This is a genomic window from Pandoraea sp. (assembly GCF_004297875.1).
Taxonomy (GTDB): domain Bacteria; phylum Pseudomonadota; class Gammaproteobacteria; order Burkholderiales; family Burkholderiaceae; genus Pandoraea.
Genome location: NZ_SCSK01000042.1, coordinates 1 through 17,747, shown reverse-complemented (window position 1 = coordinate 17,747; position 17,747 = coordinate 1). Strand labels below are relative to the sequence as shown.

The 17,747-nt window shown below is 60.1% G+C and carries 10 protein-coding genes and 2 pseudogenes; 5 read left to right on the top strand and 7 right to left on the bottom strand.

The annotated features are described in order from the left end of the window. The 5 genes from EPN80_RS12690 to EPN80_RS12670 all read left to right on the top strand — a co-directional run. The coding region (locus EPN80_RS12690) for an efflux RND transporter permease subunit (protein WP_293027622.1) at window positions 1–558 on the top strand (558 nt) is incomplete at its 5' end. A 226-nt stretch (window positions 559–784) separates the two neighbouring features. Next, a complete protein-coding gene (locus tag EPN80_RS12685; protein WP_293027619.1) occupies window positions 785–1,687 on the top strand; it encodes a LysR substrate-binding domain-containing protein in 903 nt (300 codons plus the stop codon). A gap of 226 nt (window positions 1,688–1,913) precedes the next feature. Next, window positions 1,914–2,927, top strand: coding sequence for a D-cysteine desulfhydrase (locus EPN80_RS12680; protein WP_293027616.1), 1,014 nt, complete (start codon window positions 1,914–1,916; stop codon window positions 2,925–2,927). A gap of 208 nt (window positions 2,928–3,135) precedes the next feature. Beyond that, entirely contained in the window at window positions 3,136–4,632 is a 1,497-nt protein-coding gene (locus tag EPN80_RS12675; RefSeq protein WP_293027614.1) for an APC family permease, read from the top strand. Window positions 4,633–4,948: 316 nt separating this feature from the next. Beyond that, a complete protein-coding gene (locus tag EPN80_RS12670) occupies window positions 4,949–6,142 on the top strand; it encodes a site-specific integrase (protein WP_293027611.1) in 1,194 nt (397 codons plus the stop codon). Window positions 6,143–6,544: 402 nt separating this feature from the next. On the opposite strand, the pseudogene EPN80_RS12665 reads toward EPN80_RS12670, so the two are convergent. From EPN80_RS12665 to EPN80_RS12635, 7 genes and pseudogenes are all read right to left on the bottom strand, one after another. Then, window positions 6,545–6,802 (bottom strand): annotated as a pseudogene (locus EPN80_RS12665) (transposase domain-containing protein); the annotation flags it as partial. A gap of 27 nt (window positions 6,803–6,829) precedes the next feature. Beyond that, on the bottom strand, window positions 6,830–7,549 hold the full coding sequence (locus EPN80_RS21115) for a phospholipase D-like domain-containing protein (RefSeq protein WP_366469612.1): 720 nt from the start codon (window positions 7,547–7,549) through the stop codon (window positions 6,830–6,832). Window positions 7,550–7,623: 74 nt separating this feature from the next. Next, the gene (locus EPN80_RS12655; protein WP_293027605.1) at window positions 7,624–9,516 is read right to left on the bottom strand and encodes a hypothetical protein; all 1,893 of its coding nucleotides are present in this window, start codon (window positions 9,514–9,516) and stop codon (window positions 7,624–7,626) included. 2 nt (window positions 9,517–9,518) lie between these two features. Continuing rightward, window positions 9,519–13,064: a helicase-related protein gene (locus tag EPN80_RS12650; protein WP_293027601.1), complete on the bottom strand. Its 3,546-nt coding sequence runs from the start codon at window positions 13,062–13,064 to the stop codon at window positions 9,519–9,521. Then, complete coding sequence (locus EPN80_RS12645) at window positions 13,057–15,396, bottom strand: hypothetical protein (protein WP_293027598.1); 2,340 nt, start codon at window positions 15,394–15,396, stop codon at window positions 13,057–13,059. The genes EPN80_RS12650 and EPN80_RS12645 overlap by 8 nt, the downstream gene beginning before the upstream one ends. Window positions 15,397–15,398: 2 nt before the next feature. Then, window positions 15,399–17,135: a hypothetical protein gene (locus EPN80_RS12640; RefSeq protein ID WP_293027595.1), complete on the bottom strand. Its 1,737-nt coding sequence runs from the start codon at window positions 17,133–17,135 to the stop codon at window positions 15,399–15,401. A gap of 413 nt (window positions 17,136–17,548) precedes the next feature. Then, a pseudogene (locus EPN80_RS12635) lies at window positions 17,549–17,747 on the bottom strand (IS110 family transposase); the annotation flags it as partial.

The window sequence follows — 17,747 nt, the reverse complement described above, 5'->3', positions numbered from 1 at the left end:
AGCTACACCTTCGGGGGCGCCTACAAGCAGCAGCAGATGGCGGTGCGCGGCATGTTGAAGGTGTTTGCCGCGGCGGTGGTCGCCGAGATCATCCTGCTGCTGTTCCTGTACCGGCGCCTGCTGATTCCGCTGATCATCATGGGCACCTCGCTGGTCTCGACCGGGGCGGTGTTCGTGGGGCTGTGGGTCACCGGGGTGGAGCTCAACATCACGGCGATGATGGGCATGGTGATGATCATCGGCATCGCCACCGAGATGGCGATCTTCCTGGTCTCGGAGTACCAGGAGTTGCGCCAGAGCAAAGACCTGGGCGTGCGCCAGGCGCTGCGCGAGGCCGCCCTCAACCGCCTGCGCCCGATCGTGATGAGCACCCTGGCCATGATCCTGGCCCTCGTGCCCCTGGGCGCAGCCATCAGCGGCTCCGGCGACCAGATGCTCCAGCCCCTGGCCATCGCCATCATCGCCGGCGCACTCGTCCAACTCCCTCTCGTGCTGGTGGTCATGCCCGTGCTTATCGAGGTGTGTACCCGGCGCAGCGAGCCGGCGGGTGCGCAGTGAGCGCCATCACCACCGGGAGCGCCTCCGGGCGCTGCCCGTGGTGAACGTCATTCCCTGGGAGGTTCGCCTCGCCCGGATCGCCCGATCGGGAGTACAGTTCCGGAGTCTGCATTGATCGCCGGAACGTGCGGCAACTCATCCATATCGCGCCAGCCCGGCGCTGTGTGCCGGCGACCGTTCCATTTCCGAACACCGGACGACGGCGGCCGGACCCACGGGGGCGCACATGGAAGTCAAATGGTTGGAGGATTTCATTGCGCTCGCGCAATGCAATAATTTCTCTCGAGCGGCCGAGTTGCGCAATCTCACGCAATCGGGATTCAGCCGTCGCATCCGTGCGCTGGAACAATGGGTGGGCGCGGCACTGGTGGACCGCAGCACCTATCCACCATCGATCACCGCAGCCGGTGAGCTCCTGCTTGAAACCGCCCGCGACGTCGTCCATAAATTGGTCGACGCGCGAACGGTCATTCGCACGCAACAGCGCATGCCGGGCGCCGGACTGCTGATTGCCGCCGGGCATACGATCGCGCTGAACTTCCTGCCAAGCTGGCTCACCACGCTGGCGAGCCATCAAATAAACCCCAGCGCCCGGGTAACGGCGACCAACGGCCACGATTCGATCATGATGCTGGTCAACGGCAGCTGCGAATTGGTGCTGGTGTATCACCATCCTGATATTGCGCTGATGCTGGATCCGGTGCGCTACGATTTCGTCACGGTGGGTCGCGACGCGTTGTTGCCGGTCAGCCGCGCCACACCGCAGGGGCAGCCGATGTATCGCCTGCCCGGCCGAGCCGATCATCCCGTGCCACTGCTGTCCTACACCGAAACCTCGTATTTCGGCCGAGGAGTCAAATTGATCGTGAAGCGAGCCAATCCGGCCCCGCAGTTATATCTGCGCTACGAATCCGATATGGCCGAAGTGCTCAAGCGCATGGCGCTGCAAGGGCATGGGATGGCGTGGGTGCCGGCGAGCTCCGTCAAGCAGGAATTGGAAGCTGGTGAACTGGTGCCATCCGGCACGCCCGCATGGTGCCTGGACCTGGAAGTTCGCGCCTATCGTGATTTGACCAACCATAGCCCGGCGCTCGAGAAGCTTTGGTCTTACCTGAGAGCCACCGCGTAGCGCGCGATGCAGTGCGTCGCATCAAGCGTGACGGCCCCGGGCATGACCTATGCCGATTTGTCATTACGACTTGCTTAACCCGCATAACGCCGCGAGTCCGCATCACTATACTTGTTCTCCAACGAACGCCATCGGCCGACCGATATGGCAATCATCGCGCGAAGCACGCCGACCGAGGCAGGCATTTTGCCTGGTCATCCCGAATGCCTGATCCTTGGAGACAAAATTGAATCTATCGACGTTTTCGCGTGTCAAGCTTGGACATTTCCCAACCCCTCTCGAACCTCTCGACCGCCTGAGCGAATTGCTCGGAGGACCGCGAATCTTCATCAAGCGCGACGATTGCACGGGGCTCGCGACCGGCGGCAACAAGACACGCAAGCTCGAATTCCTGATGGCCGATGCCCTCGCCAAGGGGGCCGACACAGTGCTCACGCAAGGCGCGGTGCAGTCGAATCATGCGCGGCAGACCGCGGCGGCCGCGGCCAGGCTCGGCCTGAAGTGCCGCATCCTGCTCGAGAGCCGCACCGATAACCACACCCCCGAGTATCTCCAATCGGGCAATGTGCAACTCGATCACCTGCTCGGGGCGCCCACCAAAGTCTATCCCGGCGGGACCGACATGAATCGCGCCATGCGAGAGGTCGCCGACGAGGTGCGGCAGGCCGGGGGCACCCCGTACATCATTCCCGGAGGCGGCTCGAACGCGATCGGCGCGCTCGGCTACGTCGACTGCGCGTTGGAGTTGCTCGTACAGGGCAACAGCGCCGGCATTCGCATTGATCATGTCGTGCACGCGACCGGCAGCGCGGGCACGCAGGCTGGTCTGGTGGCAGGGTTCGAGGGCTGCCGCAGCGGTATTCCGGTGCTTGGCATAGGCGTGCGCGCAGCCCGTCCCGCCCAGGAAGAAAACGTTTATCGCGAGGCTCTCGAAACCGCGGCACTGCTTGGCATGCATGATGCGGTGGCTCGCGAACGGGTCGTCGCCAACTGCGATTATGTCGGGCCGGGATACGGCGTGCCCACCGACGGGATGCTCGAAGCGGTCACCCTGCTGGCGCGCACCGAAGGCATTCTGCTCGATCCAGTCTATACCGGCAAGGGCATGGCAGGCCTGATCGATCTGGTCAGGAAAAAGCATTTCAGGCAGGGGCAGAACATCGTTTTTGTGCACACCGGCGGCAGCGCCGGCCTATTCGGCTATACCAACGCGTTCGCCGCCTCAGCCCCCCAGTGGTAGCACGATCACAGCCGGCGGGCACGTCGCTCGGCGACCTCGCGCACATGCGGGCGCGCCGATGCCCCAACCCGCCGCTTGGCAAGCCGATCTATTGAAACGGCCCGCCTGGTGGCGGCCACATTGACCGAAGGAGAGACCAGCAAGACCGATTTTACCGTCGAGAAACAGCATCGCTTGGCTACGAACAAGCACCATTCGAGGAGACGCAATGAGTAGCGGTGATATGCAGACTGAGCAGGGCTTTCGCCTGAGTAAAACCTTGGGCGTGCTAGCCATCATGGCCTCGGCCGTCACGCAGGAGTATGGGGCCGGCATCAATTTTGTCGCAGTGCAAAGCTTGAGCGTTTATCCCGCCATCCGTGATCTTGTGCCACTGGCGATGTTCGTGACGGGACTGCTGGTGCTCACCAAGACCTATCTTTATGCACGCTTCTCGCAGGCGATGCCCAGCGCCGGATCGGCCTACGTCTGGATCGTGCGAAGCCTGGGTTTGCCGATCGGCTTCGTGGCCAATTTCATCTGGTGGATCGGCGTGACTTCCGCAATGGGCTTTCTTGCCTTCGCGTTTGGCACGTTTCTAGGCCAGGCGTTTGCCAGCGCCGGATGGCCAATCGGTGCGGAAATCATGACGCCGACCGGGCATATCGTCGTTGGACTGCTGGCCATCTGGCTGATCTTTGGTATCCATGCCAGCGGTGTTCATCAATACGGCCGTTTCGTGATGACCCTGTTCGTGCTGATCCTGGTGGTCGCGCTGACGATTGTCGGCATTGCCTTCACGACGACGCCGCAGACTTTCCTCCATCTGGTCAGTACCCGGGAAAACCTCGTTCTGACAGCCCCGGCGAGCAGCGAGCCATTCCGGCTGGGTGCCTTCTTCTCGGTCTGCAGCCTGTTCATCTTCGCCTATGGCGGCATCAGCGCCGCACCGGGCCTGGGAGGGGAATCCCGCAACGCCAGAGTATCGGTGCCGCGCGGCATCATATGGGCCTGGCTCGTCGCTGTGGTGCTATTCACCACTGTGTCGGCGGCGCTATTTCACGTTGCGCCCTGGTGGGCCATTATCGGTTTGATCAAGGCCGGCAAGTCGTCACTGGCCACCGCCCCCGGATTGATCAGTATTGTCGCGCCACGCACGCTGAGTGTGACCTTGAATTTCGTCGTGGCGCTGGTGGTCGGCAAGACACTGGCGCCCCAGATGATGTGCGCCTCACGCATGGCTTTCGCCTGGGGGCAAGACCACATGTTCAGCGACCGATTTGTACAGACATCCAATCGGCGCGTGCCGACGGCCGCGCTGCTGCTGTCCGCGGGGCTGGCCTCGCTCTTTCTCCTGGAATCGGCATACGTCGGCTGGTCGCTCGGCGTCGTGGTGCGCTCTTTGAGCGTGATTTTGATCTGGTTCCTGATGGCGGCCAGTGCGCTCAATCTGCGGTTCAATCGCCGCTTCGCTCAAACGCCCTGGAGCGCCCCGCTCAAACGGGATCCGTGGCTGATGACGGCCGCGGTCGCTTCGCTGGTGATTACCGTCGTGCTATTTCGCGCCGCTGCGATTTCGCCGCATACGCCGTTTGTTTTTCAGCCCCTGGTTCAGGGCGTTGTGCTGGCCGTAATCGGCATGGTGATCCTGGCGAGTGCGCGGCGGCGAGCAGCGCTGACAGGCGAGGATCTTGGCGAGCGAGTCGCCGCGCCGCCATTGGAGTGATTGCTCGATGGGTGTTCGCCCGTGCAATGCATTTCTGCGCTCGAAGCGACACCGAATGGCCTTCTCTCATATGAGAGAGGACCATTCGGTTGGAGCGACAAAAAATAAAAACCCCTGACTTCTCGCGAAATCAGGGGTTTTTATTTTTTACTGGCGGAGACGGAGTCATACAACATCAATTCCGCAGGGTTCCAAGCAATTCCTCAAACCCTTTGTAAATAAAGCGTTCCACAGCATCTAGCATCCACATCGATCCATTCGATTCCATCGAAATCCAAGCCTATTTTGATAGTCAATTTGTAAGTTACAATACACTATGGCAAACGCAATCAACAAACTCAGCGCAGCAAAAATCAGCAAGCTATCTGAACCCGGTCTGTACGGCGATGGAGGTAGCTTATATCTGCAAATCACCCGGGGCGGCACGAAATCTTGGCTGTTTCGCTACATGATCAACGGCAAGGCTCGCGGCATGGGATTGGGGCCTCTGCATACCGTCAGCTTGGCAGAGGCTAGGTCCCGCGCTCTCGCCGCCCGAAAACAGCTGCTTGACGGTATCGATCCGCTCGACATCAAGCATCGCGAGAAGGCGACGAAACAAGCAACCAAAGCCAAGGCCAAGACATTCAGTGAGTGCGCTGACGCCTACATCGCAGCCCATCGGGCGGGTTGGAAAAACGAAAAGCATGGGGCGCAATGGGAAAGTACGCTTGAAACCTACGCAGAACCGGTCTTCGGGAAAACACCGGTCTCTGAAATCGATACGGCTTTAGTGATGAAAGTATTGGAACCCATCTGGAAGGAAAAAACCGAGACGGCAACCCGCGTTCGGGGCCGCATCGAATCGGTTCTCGACTGGGCGACTGTCCGAGGGTATCGAAGCGGCGATAATCCGGCTCGCTGGAAGGGGCATCTTGACCACTTACTACCCAAGCGTTCCAAGGTACAGAAAGTAGTCCATCACCCGGCCCTACCCTATAAGGAGGCTCCTGCCTTTATGGAAGCGCTCATAGCTCAGCGAAGCACTGCTGCACATGCGCTCCGCTTTCTTATTCTGACGGCAACCCGCACCAATGAAGTCCTGGGCATGCAGTGGAGCGAAGTCGACATGGCTGAGGGCATTTGGACCGTCCCCGCAGACCGCATGAAAATGGGCAAGGAGCACCGGGTTCCATTGTCGAGCGCCGCCATCAAAATACTGAAGGCACAGAAAAGCCAAAAGCAAGGTGATTATGTCTTCCCCGGTCAGAAGGAAAATGCGCCTCTATCGAACATGGCATTTCTTCAACTACTGAAGCGTATGGAACGCACGGACATCACGGCCCATGGTTTTCGCTCGACTTTTCGTGACTGGGTTGGAGAGACGACAAATTATCCGCGTGAAGTTGCGGAAGCAGCCTTGGCACACATGATCAAGGACAAGGCTGAGGCCGCATACGCGCGTGGGGATTTGTTCAAGAAGAGATCTGAAATGATGAAGGCATGGGAGGATTATCTACAACGCAAATAAAACATGCGACCTTGCCTAGATGCGTATTTCGGGAACGTGATCACCTGTTTCGCTAAGATGATCACTCGTTTCGGAAACTGCTGATCAGCGATCATCTTCAACCGAAATGAGCGATCACGTTCCCCCGGATTCGGTGATCACCTTCATCCGAAATCACTGATCATGTTCGCCGAAATACGCACCTAGACATATGACGATGACTAAAGTCGACATCAGAGCATCCACAATTCGCCTGTCGTGTCGCGACCGAGGCTGTGTGGAAACACGAAATGCGGTGTCGGCAAACACAGATTCCGTGCTGGCATTTTCCCAGCCACTTGGTAACTGAGGGATATCAGTCAAATGTAAGCGCGAATTTAAGCGCACTGCCGAGAGCCAAATGCGATCGGCGCCAACGCAAACTCAAGTATTGGCTGTGACGTGGGATCGCTTTTCGAAGTTGAACGGCAGCAGATCGCTGATGTCGGCGTCCGGTGCACGCTGCGGCAGTTCGGTCAGCACATGCAGCAGGTACGCGTACGGTTCGACGCCGCAGGCGCGGCACGTGAGCATGAGGCTATACACCGCCGCACTCGCTTTCGCGCAGGCGACCGTGTCACTAAAGAGCCACGACTTTCTTCCGGTACAGAATGGCCTGATGTCGCGCTCGATGACGTTATGCCGACTCCCACCCTCAGTTACAACAGTTCAGAGTGGAGACGGCTCGATCGAAAACACGAGGTGTACATGGCCGAGCTTGATGGCAGCTCGAACCACACGCTCGATCTCAAGCGCTTGCTGGGCGCCTACGATAACGCCGGTTTCAAGATTCCGAAGCAAGGCGTTGCCAGTCAAGTTGGCCGAACCGATTGCGGCCGAAACGCCATCGACCACAATAAGCTTGGAATGGAGCAGGACCGGCGCGGTGACTGGCCCGGAGTACACGAGGAGGCGCCCCGGTAATCCACGTGCCTCACGCCGAAGCGACTCCAGCGAAGCTGACGCGCACGACCCAAGCGAGTTCGCATCCTGCGTTATTAGGACCACCGACACTCCCCTAGCCAACGCACCGAGCAACTCGTCCTGCAGTTGACCAATGCCCTGCCCCTCTAGGTACGGCGCAACGAGTATTAGGCGCTCTCGCGAGCCCCCGATGAGAGCTCGAACGCCGTTAGCGTATCCCGTGGGGTCGATACCGTCGACCTGGAGTCCCTCGGGCAGGGTCCACAGAAGGCGCACGCCGGTCTCTGGCGCAGCTTCCCATACTGCGCACAGAAGGGCTGCCAACGGGCGCGCGAGCAACTGACCTTCTACGCTCAAGCAACGCCAGTCCGATAGTGCTTGCCAAAGGGGGCGTTCACCGCCCGTGCCGAGCAAGGAGTTGGCCCAAAGCAAATCCTCGTGTGAGCCTATGCGCTCACTGACCATCATCCACAGCGCTTGCCCTAGCCGTTGGGCCCCTTCAGGACGCTGGATACGCGAAGAAATTGCCGTCGTGGCCATCACTCGACAGGTGCCGCCTTCCACGCGTCTTTCCAGTATCCGTGCGCGAGCTTCGTCCCCTCGAACGCGCTGGACTGGGGCGTCGGACCGCCGTAGACAGTCGCACGCGAGAGCTCGCGGTTGAAGCTGATGCAGCTGTGCTCACGGTGCGTGCAGCCTGCACAGCTTCCGCCATCGTCTTTGCAGATGGGGTCATAGACGCATTCGCGGCCCGACTGCACAGCGTCCCATAGCCAAGTGTTCAGGCGTTGCTCAAACAACGTCGTCAAACCACCGATCTTGGTCTCGGCATGGCGGTTGGCGTACAGGATGAATGAAAGTGAGCCGGGGATGAGGTACTCGCCGACGCTGGACGGAGCGAAGCCGCTCCACTCGACGCGCATCAAGAAGAGGTGGCTCATGGTGTGAAGCAGTGTGCGGATAGCTACCGCCGCCAACTGGCCGTACGCCGGCTCATGCGGGGCCTCGCGAAGGCCCGGCACTTCTACGTACAAGCGAGCCCACGCCTCTTCGCGTGAAGCAGGCATAGTGCCACCGGTGATCCCGTTCTGAAGCAACCAGCCGTAGACCTTCAACGGATCAAGCTCGAACCAGAGAGCTTCGGTCTCAGCAGCAATGGCGTACACAGGAATTCGGCCGCGTTCATCGACCGGAAACGGGGTGATGATCGTTCGGGATGGGTCCCGCGCTGTCCGGGTATAGCCGTATGCACAGAGGGCAAGCGGGAAGTCGTTGACGACCCGGATGTTACCGATGCCGAGCAGTTCAGATGCCTTGCGCTGGCCCTCCTCGATATCTAGGGCACCGTCCTCGTCCCCTGACCGCCGCAACATACTAGCGACGTCCGCGATGGTGCTGACGTCGGTTTTGTCCAAGAGTGTTGTGTGCTCGGCCAGCCATCGCCGTGGCGCACCGGTCGACGTCACTTTGCAGGCCTTGAGAAGCTCGTTGACTCGGTCGATTTCGGCTTGGCCTTTCGGCTGCTTCTTCTTGGCGTCGTACTCACGAACCATCGGATTGTTCGGCTGAAGCTTGCGGAGCTGCTCGACAAGAGACGCTGTGATGTCGGCGTCCTCTGGTTTGCCGAGGCTCGCCCGCTCCCGAACGGTATCGGAGACGCTGTCGCGCAGCAGGCCCCATGTCCTAGCGAGCATCAGGTGCAAGGCATCAGGTGCGGCTCGCAACCGTCCCTGGTCGTCTTCGGGAAAGTTGACGAAGGCCACTGTGTGGGGGATATAGAGCGACGGATCACCCGTGGGTACGACGCGCAGGAACTTTTCAGCTCGTGGCCCCGGCGGCAACGATTTGTTGTACGCACATTTACAAGGCGTCATGCGCAGTGCTTGAACGTCGGCCTTGCACTTCGCGCAGTACCAGCGTGCCTGCTTGACTCGGCCAGGGTCATAGAACGCCAAGTCTGTGCCGCTGCCGCAGGCGGGGCATCGCTGTGGCGGAACGTAAAGCTCCTCGAGACGCCCGCAATTGTGAGCCTGGACATAGCGCATCTGATTCAGATTCCCGCCGCAACTACAACGCCCCACCGCCGATGCGCCGCGCTTGATGAGGTCGGTGAACTTCCCGGTTCTTGCGCATGACCGACAGCGGAAGACTTGCGGATACGGCGTGAATCGCACCTCTCTGGGCGAACCTATGGCGTAGTATGACCTGCGGGATGCATCTCTGGTGTCGGGATATTTCGTCGCGAAGTCGGCGGGCCACATAGCCAGAGCGTCGGCCATCGCATCGAAGAGCGCGTCCCGGTTCACCTCGGCATCTCCGAGCGCAACTTGTGTCACCTTGCACAGACCGTAGTCGTCGTGCTCGAAGATTGCCTCAGGGAGGTGCCGAAACAGAACCTGAGTCTGACCTCGTGAGAAACCTTTGTTGGCCATAGTCAGTCCTTGGACTTTTGAACGAAGGTAAGCAGTCGAGAGTCACAGTGGTCAGGCCAGAACGGGACACCTGTTTCCACGTCGCGCAAGCTGGTCATGGGTACAGGCCGTACAGCGTCCTTGACCTTCTTCTCCGTGCTGTTGCGAATCGACATCGCCACCCGCCCGAACTGCTCAGTCAGGACATCTGCCAGGGACTTCTCAAGACGTTCGTCGTAGACGCCCCCCCCGAGGGAATACGCCTTCTTGAGCTCGTCTAGGAAGTCTGGGCCCTGCAGGTCGAGGAGGTCTACAACGTTCGCGCGATTGTTGAGCTTCGAATTGCCCGTTTGCGCCGTGTGAACGCCGTAGATGACTCCAAGCGCAACTCCCGGCAATGTCCGCCCCGCAGCGTATTTTGCGAAGCGGTTGACTGGCACCGGGGAGACCATACGGTCGAGGTGCTGGTGGTATTCGATAAAGCGGTGATAGATGCTGTTGGCCCGCAACGAGAAGCCACTCAGGACGACCACCACGAGGCCGACGTGGCGCCGACCGCTTCGACTGGACGCTTGGATGTACTCGGCCGTTTCCTCGGGCACACCGTCCATCGTCATCAAATTGACTCGCTCAAGGTCGACACCGTGGCTAATCATGCTCGTCGCAACCAACGCGTCGAGAAAGCTCTCGTCCGACCATGTAGGTGGACTCTCCACCCGATGGACGACGTCCGCAACCTCGGCGCTTGACGAACGGCTGGAGTGGTATTCGACGTTCAGGTCACGGGCCCCAGGCCGCACCTTCGACGCTACCTCGTCCAGTGCTTGGCGTACGCGCGAACCCTTCGCGAGGCTGCCCACGTAATTCAGAGTCGTGGAGTAGTGGTTAAGCAGCGCTTCCACGTCTTCGTCCGTCTTGGCGTCCTTCAGAATGGCCCGAGCGAGGTGCGGCTTGGCGAAGAGCCTGCCGATTTCAGCGTGGAGGATTTCGGAGCAGAAGGCTGACGCGTCTGCCGGCGAGAGTGACGTACTTTTGAACGCCACGAAGATTCGAGCCGTCTTCGGTTGGCCCTCAGCGTCTAGGTCTGGTACCGCATAGAAGCTCTTCATCCGGTCGTATCCCCGACCCGGGAAGCGCCTCGCGTTTTTCACGCCGTACAGGTGCCGTACCTGGTTCTCAAAACCTTCGATAGTTGCTGTAGCAGCAATGACCTTCGACGGCAACCCGCCCACAGTCTCCTCGCAATAACGGATGAGCGTTTCGTAGTGCCCTGAAAACGCGCCAAGCTCCTCTTGCAGAAGATGCAACTCATCCTGGATGTGAAGCGACGGCGCGGGGTCGTAGGGCTTTACCGTTCGGCGCTGCTTCTTGTCTACCTTGCAGCCGAACGCCGTGCAGTACTCGCCGAAGCCGTAGCCGTGCTCGGGGCACTTCCACTTCGCGCCGCCCCAGAGCAATCCAAACTTGGGCTGCTGGCCGACCGTGGCCATCTTGTCGATAGTCCCCACGACCAGCGCGGGCAGATGCCGATACACCTCGTCATCCGACACGTCCAGCGGAAGCTCAGCTTTGCACTTGGTACAGATGTGCTGAAAACGAATGCGCGGAATGTCGGCTTGAGTCCTGACCGTCCCACGCCCGCCACATGCGGGACAGTCGGGTACCGCGCGTACCCGCTCAAGGCTCTCGTCGGTCGAGAGATTGCTTAAATACTCGACTGATAGACTGTTCGGCGTCGTTGTGCTGCCAACGAAGTAGCCGAGCCGCAGCGGTGCGGACTGCTTCGCCTCGTCACCGAGAATACGCTTGCGCTCTTCCTCGGCCTCCCAGATCACGCGCATCGCGCGCTGCAACTGCTGGATACTCAGCATGCGCAACGGAAAGCGCAACCAAGCAGTCATGCCGAAGCGCTTGTTCCGCAACCTGTCGTAGAGCATGGCGCAGCAAGCGAGGCCGAGATACGCCTCAGTCTTACCGCCGCCGGTGCGAAACCAAAGAACGTCACCCCAGTCCAGCGTATCCTGCCACTCGCGCTTAGTACCAGTTGGGAACTCGCCTTGCACGTGGTTCTCGCGAACTGCCAACGCCGGCAGCTGGGTCACGATGTAGACAAGCTGAAAAAGCCGCCACGAGTCATATCCAGTGGCGAGCTTGGCGAATACGCGATTGGCCGCCTGAAACGCCAGCAGCAGACGCTCATCGCATCGCAAGGCAGCGACGCCACATGCGAACCGACGAATCTCGTCTTTGAAACCCGCGTGGTCGCGCTGGCATTCGACCATCGCGGCTGGGTCTAGCTTCAGTTCGTTGTCGTCGAGGATGCGCTTCTGCCAATCCCGTTCGTACTCGACCATGGCCTCGTAGATGGCCTGAAGTGTCTCGAACGGGCTACTCACCAACGCGGCGAACTTGGCGGGCACCACGTCGCGCGTCATGATACGCGGTTGCTCGAACACTGCCAAAGCCGCAGTTCGAATCACGCCTACCTGGTAGTCGGTGACGACGCTTGTGTTGTGCCCAACGGCCCACACCCGCCGGTCATACTGGTAGTCCTGCGGTACCGGCAGGATTTCGACTGGGTATAGCTGGCCGCTCACCTTGGCATCGATGCGAACATCGCTGATGACCTTGAAGGCGTCCTTCAGCCCCTTACCCTTAGTCAGCGGAGGCGTCTCAGGCGTCTCATTCTTGAAGTAACAGCCGATTCGAACCTTACCGTCAGGCCGCGGCACAGCTCGGACCTCAAGCGACGCGTTGAGACGCCACTTCTCCACGTCGAAGGCATTGAGCCTAGCCGCTAGGAATGACCGGAATGCTTCGGGCGTCTTGATGTCCGATTCGGAGACCTTCGGGCGCGGCCCGGGAAGAACGCGCTCTGCATCAGAGCGAGCAAATGCACGCTCAAGCGTGTCATCAAGCAGACGTTGGACAGCGCCTTGATCATTCAACGCGCCGCCAGCCGCAGGAACCTTGAGCACAACGTTGTGCAGGTCAACCGGCCATCGCTGCACAACCTCGGCCAATGGCGCGCCGACTGACGCCCCGGCGTCGAGGACGTTTGTCTGTTCCACCAAGTCAGGCAAGTGCTTTGTAAAGATACAGAACTGTGCGCTAAGCGTCAGCGTGATAGTGCCGTCTGCGTCGGGTTGAACCAACGCCTCGAACCCAATAGCCGAGGGCGGGCGACGCGTACCTTCACGGTCGTCAGTTTTCTCAGTCGCTTTTGGGTCCTCCAACTCCGGGGCAGCTTCTGACGACGCTCCTGCGAGGGCCTCGGCCGGTGGGCTGGTTGATTGGCCGTTAACGGCTGGAGCCGCGCTGCTAGCATTTGCCTCAGGGGAGTCGTCGGAGGCAGCTTCGGCCTCGAGGGTTGCCGCGTCCAACTCCACCGGGGCGTGCTGCAGCTTCGCAGGCCCAATGACCCCGAGGTGGCACCAATCCAACGGGTTCACGTTGGTTCGGCGCACGTTGTCCCGGCCAGCAAGTCGCTGCTCGAGCACTTGAACGAAGTGCCGTGAGATAGCAAGTTCGTCGCGGTACGTGGGGCTATGCGTGTTCTTCTCAGCCATCGTGCTTCCTTTGAACTTCGCGAACTGAGTCAACCTCGAGAATTTCCACCGCGGCGAACACGTCGGCAATAGCCGTGTCAATCGTGCGCGCGCCAGCGAGGGCTTCTTCGTAACCATCGCCAGAGACCACCGCTCGGAGGAACGTTCGGAGAGTGCGCCCTAACTTCCGGTTGCGTCCACGCTCGTGCTGGACAGCCTTGAAGGCACTTTCCATCATTACCCTTGAGCTGGCATACGTTTCCATCTCAGAGGCGAGCACCTTGAACTCATGAAACTGTTGTGGGGCGATGACGTCCTCATCGCCCTCACTGACCCAGCTGACGAAGGTTTCGTAGCTGGACATCAAGCCCTTTGCTACCAGCTTGTGGTAGAGCTTGCGCTTGCTTTCGAATCTCGCGACCAAGTGCTCCTTCGCTTGGCGCCAAAGCTCCAGGGCCACGCGCTCGGCAGGCGGAAGGCGAGAGTTGACGACGTCGGCAAGCCGCCGAAAGAGACTGTCGTACTGGCCGTCGACGAAGGCTATAACCCGCCACCCCGGCCGCACTTCGCGTGCGAGGTTGCGCTGGATTCTCGACGTCTCCGATAGGTAAACGTCCAACTTCTGCTCGCCATAAAACTGACGTCGCTCGCCATTGGTGAAGCGAACTTCGGTGATTGCGCCCGTAGTGCTGATGGAGGTGTAGACCGTCGGCCCGTAGCCGTCAAAAAAATCGACGTCAGTGCCGCCCACCAATGCATCGATGTCGATTTCGCCTGAGACTTCGGCGCTGGTCACCAACGAAACCGCATGTCCATTGTACTTGCGAATGACAATTGCAGGCGGCTGAGCGGCGGGACGCGGAACGGCCGACGATAAGGGCTGGAAGCCGAAGGGCGCGAGGAAGCGAACGCGAGTCTCGTCCTGCAGTCTAGGTGCCCAAGCAGAATGAAGTCGCGCTTGATTGCTCCGCTCGAGGTCCACCTCGTATGGATAGAGCAACTCGTCAACGCGCGCGGAGGGGAATACATCGAGATAGCGGTGCCCGTTTGTCCTGGGCGCCAATAGCACCGTCGGGCAGACGCCACCCTCGGCAATCAACTTTGCCTCTTTGCTGCCAGTGACGAACTCGACTCGGCCCGATGCAAGGGCCTCGGAGAACCCTTCGACCACTAAATCGAGCGCAGGAGTCAAAAGGGTGACCTCTGCCTCCGACCCGACCACAACGCGGAGGTGTGGGGTGGTTGAGGTAAGGAACGCCTGTAGGTTGCTTGCCACCCCCCAGAACTTCGCGGTCTCCTCCCGCCGCAGGAGCGTCTCGTATGCCGACTTCAGCGCAACTAGGAGTTGTGGCCACGTCGTGTCCCAGGCAACACTGCCATGTCCACTGACGTTCTGTAGTTCGGCGATGCGCTGTCGCAAGCTACCCGCCCAGGTCGAAGCTGCCGCCTCTTCAAGGTGAGCAAGCGGGACGGCCACTTGGCGCAGGCGGTTGTACAGCCCCCAGCATTGCCACAACCCCGGGTAGCTGCGGCCTTCAGCGGCTCGAGCAGCGGCAGTGAGCCGCAGGTAAACCTCCGCCAGCGCCTGTGCCGCCTCTGCGTCCGAATCACAAACCCACAGGTGGCGGTCGCCATTGGTGTGGGGCTGGGGGTCCTTCGCCTCGACGACAGTTTCCGCATCATTCTTTGCTTGCGAGTCCCACAACCAAAGCTGCAGCTTCGACGGATATCCGCATGCTGCGAGCACGTTTTCGGTCGGAGGTGGGGAAACCGCAATGCGCAGAGATGTACATCCTGCGGCGGCTCGCATCAACTGCGGCAGTTGGGCAAAAGTGCTCGGGTGCGAGGCGTCGATGACCACCGCGCCAAACCGCCGTCCCCCCATAGTCTTCTCCAGCCAACCTGGGTTGGCTAGGAACACCCTTGGCTTGGTAGACTTGGCCGCGGTATACCTGCTGAGCGTGGTAACTTCCCAGAGATCAGAAAGTCGTTGTCCCCTGCCCACGGACAACTCTTCAAGCCGGGCCTTGCCATTAGAGGTTGCCTGTGTGACAAGGACGATGTCCCCTCGGAGTAGGTGCCTGACCTCGATTTGAGGCACTTGCCCTTGCGCGTTTGCATGTGCGTAGTCCCCGATGAGCAGCGCCGCCAAAATATGGCGTGCCGTTGATGCGGTTGCCTCGGGTACAGCGAACAGGAGGCTTTGCTCACCCGTCAGCAATCGCAGCGCGGTTCGCACCGCAATCGCACCGCTGACCTTCTCGAACGCCAGCGCGTCTTGAGGCAGAACGTTGCGATGCAAAAGCGCATCGGTGACGCGCTGGATGGATAGCTGGATGGCATGGTCCCACATCGCTATTCGATGTGCCGTTTGCGAATGCCAAGACGTTCGAGGTGGGTGCGGTATTTTGCACCGATATTGATCGCGTCGCAAGCGGCTACGCAATCGGCCAACGCCAACCCCATGGCCGCGAGATTTTTCTCGGCGCACGACTTTGGCGTGAACTCAAGCGATAGCTTGGGCGGCCGAGATGTCGTCGCTGGCATGCACTCGATGACCAAGTCGTGGAGCATCGCGTTGACGCTGCGCTTGCAATGGTCGCCTTGGTTTTCCGCAAGCACTGCTGCTAGAGCGATCACCCTGAGTCCGGCAGTAGCAATTGCACCGGCAAGTGCTCGCCAAGCAGCAACCTTCTTATTGTGGAACGTGAGGATGAGTCGGCCGTTCGCTTTCAGCGTCCGCCTGCTCTCGGCCAGACATGCAGCAATTGTTGCTTCGTAGTCAGCGGTGGAAACGCCTCGCGTGCTGTTCGGCACGGCTTCGGCACTCTCGTCGACAGTGACACTCGGGTCATAAATCCTCAGCCAGACATGGAACAGCCTTGCCAATTCCCCGTACTGCACATCGTCGAAGTAAGGCGGGTCCGTCACGACGACGCTTACGGAACCCGTTTGCAACGCTTGCTTGACGCTGCTACCTGTTGTCACCAGCACGTCCCAGTCAGTCTTCTTTCGACCACGGCGGCCTGAGACCGTTGTCTCCACCTTTGGCGGCCTCTGTCGTGAATCAATGAACCACCGGAGCGCCTGCGTGGCGGCCTCAAGGCGGCGCGGAATCGTGCCCCTTCCCACCGGAGACAGAAGATTACATTCCACCACAAAGGTCGTCTGGGTGTAGCGGTGGTTCGCCATCCCTTCGAATGGTTTGAGGCTGAACCGGTCCCACCGGCTGAGGAAAGCGGGCATTTCGGCAGCGCCAAGAAGCGAAAACGCCAGCCGGTCTTTGATGGCCGATGGACAGTCCAGTGCAGCTACAGTTCTCAAACCATCGACAAGAACTTGAGTCTGCCGGCGCGAGTAAAGGTCACCCCACCTCGCGAACCCGTTGTCAAGAAGTCGCTTGGTCTCCTTGCCCGGGGGAATCTCGATAGCCAGCGCCTCATGCAGCGTCATGGAATTGTCGAAAACGACGGGGTCGCCTTCAGAAACAAGCCTCAAGATAGCGCGGAGCTGGCCCTTGAGCACCACCAACTCTTGAACCAGAACGGCACGCCAGCTTTGAGGCTGTAGGCTGTCCTCATGCAGGCAATGAGGGCAGCCGCTCGCATCAGCATCTACGTTCCAGAGTGTCTGGCAGCCGTCGCAGGAGAAGCTCTTGATATTCCGATTGAGCCGAGTGAGTTGACCACAGCTGCGGCAGCCGAAGAAGGCACCAGTGTCTTGTAGGCTGCGGCTGGTCAACGAAACCAAGCGATGCGGATACTCGTGGACATCGCGGGTGCAGTGCAAGCACTTTGATACGCGGACGCGGAGAACATGCGAGAGCTCAGCGCCGGCATGGGTGCGATAAGCAGCGCGGTGTGGCGCAAGGGCTGCTAGCACCCGGTCGGCAGCAGCCCGGAGGTCGGCGGTTTCGCAACTTCCCAGCGCCGCGGCGAGTCCACGGGCAGGCCACGGGTAGAGGTCTTGGGCGTATGTTTTGAGCCCTCGCTTGGCAGCCTCGAACGTCACTGTTCCGCCGCCGCTGAACGGGTCCGACACGGTAAGGTCGGCTCCGTAATGCGCCACGGCGGCGTCGAGTAACGCCCCCATGACGCTGTGCGGGCGTCGAGCCCACCAACGGTAGGCCGACACCACCGGAGCGTGGACTTCTCGGCTGATCACCTCTCTGGCTGCACGAGCGCCTACCGCCCGCCAGTTGATACGCGCTAGCAGAGAAGTAGATGGAGCCGTGCGTTGAGGCTGTGGCATGTAATTTGTAGGCCCAATTTAGGGGTACGCCTTCAACTCGTCGATCGTTGCACTGTCCTTCACAGATGCTCCCCCTATTTAAAGCAGTTTGTTACATTCTCCAGCGCGCGAGCGGCGCGGTCAATACTAAAAGCCGGCTGCTTAGTGTCGGTCAGCGTGCGTTCTGCAGCCAGCAACCAAGGTTCGCAGCTGTTAAGCGGGCATTGACTTGGCAGTAACGGGTAGAGAAGCGGGGGGTGCCCCCATGTCTTTCGTCAAGCGTTAGGGGCTGACTTCGGTTGATAAAAGGTGCCGTCGCGCAGCATGGCGAATAGGACGTCGCAGCGACGCCGTGCCAGCGCGATCAGCGCTTGGTTGTGGCGTTTGCCCTGCTGGACCTTGCGGGCGTAATAGGCCCGTGAGATCGGATCGCGCAAGGCCGCGAAGGCGGATAAGAACAAGGCGCGCTTGAGC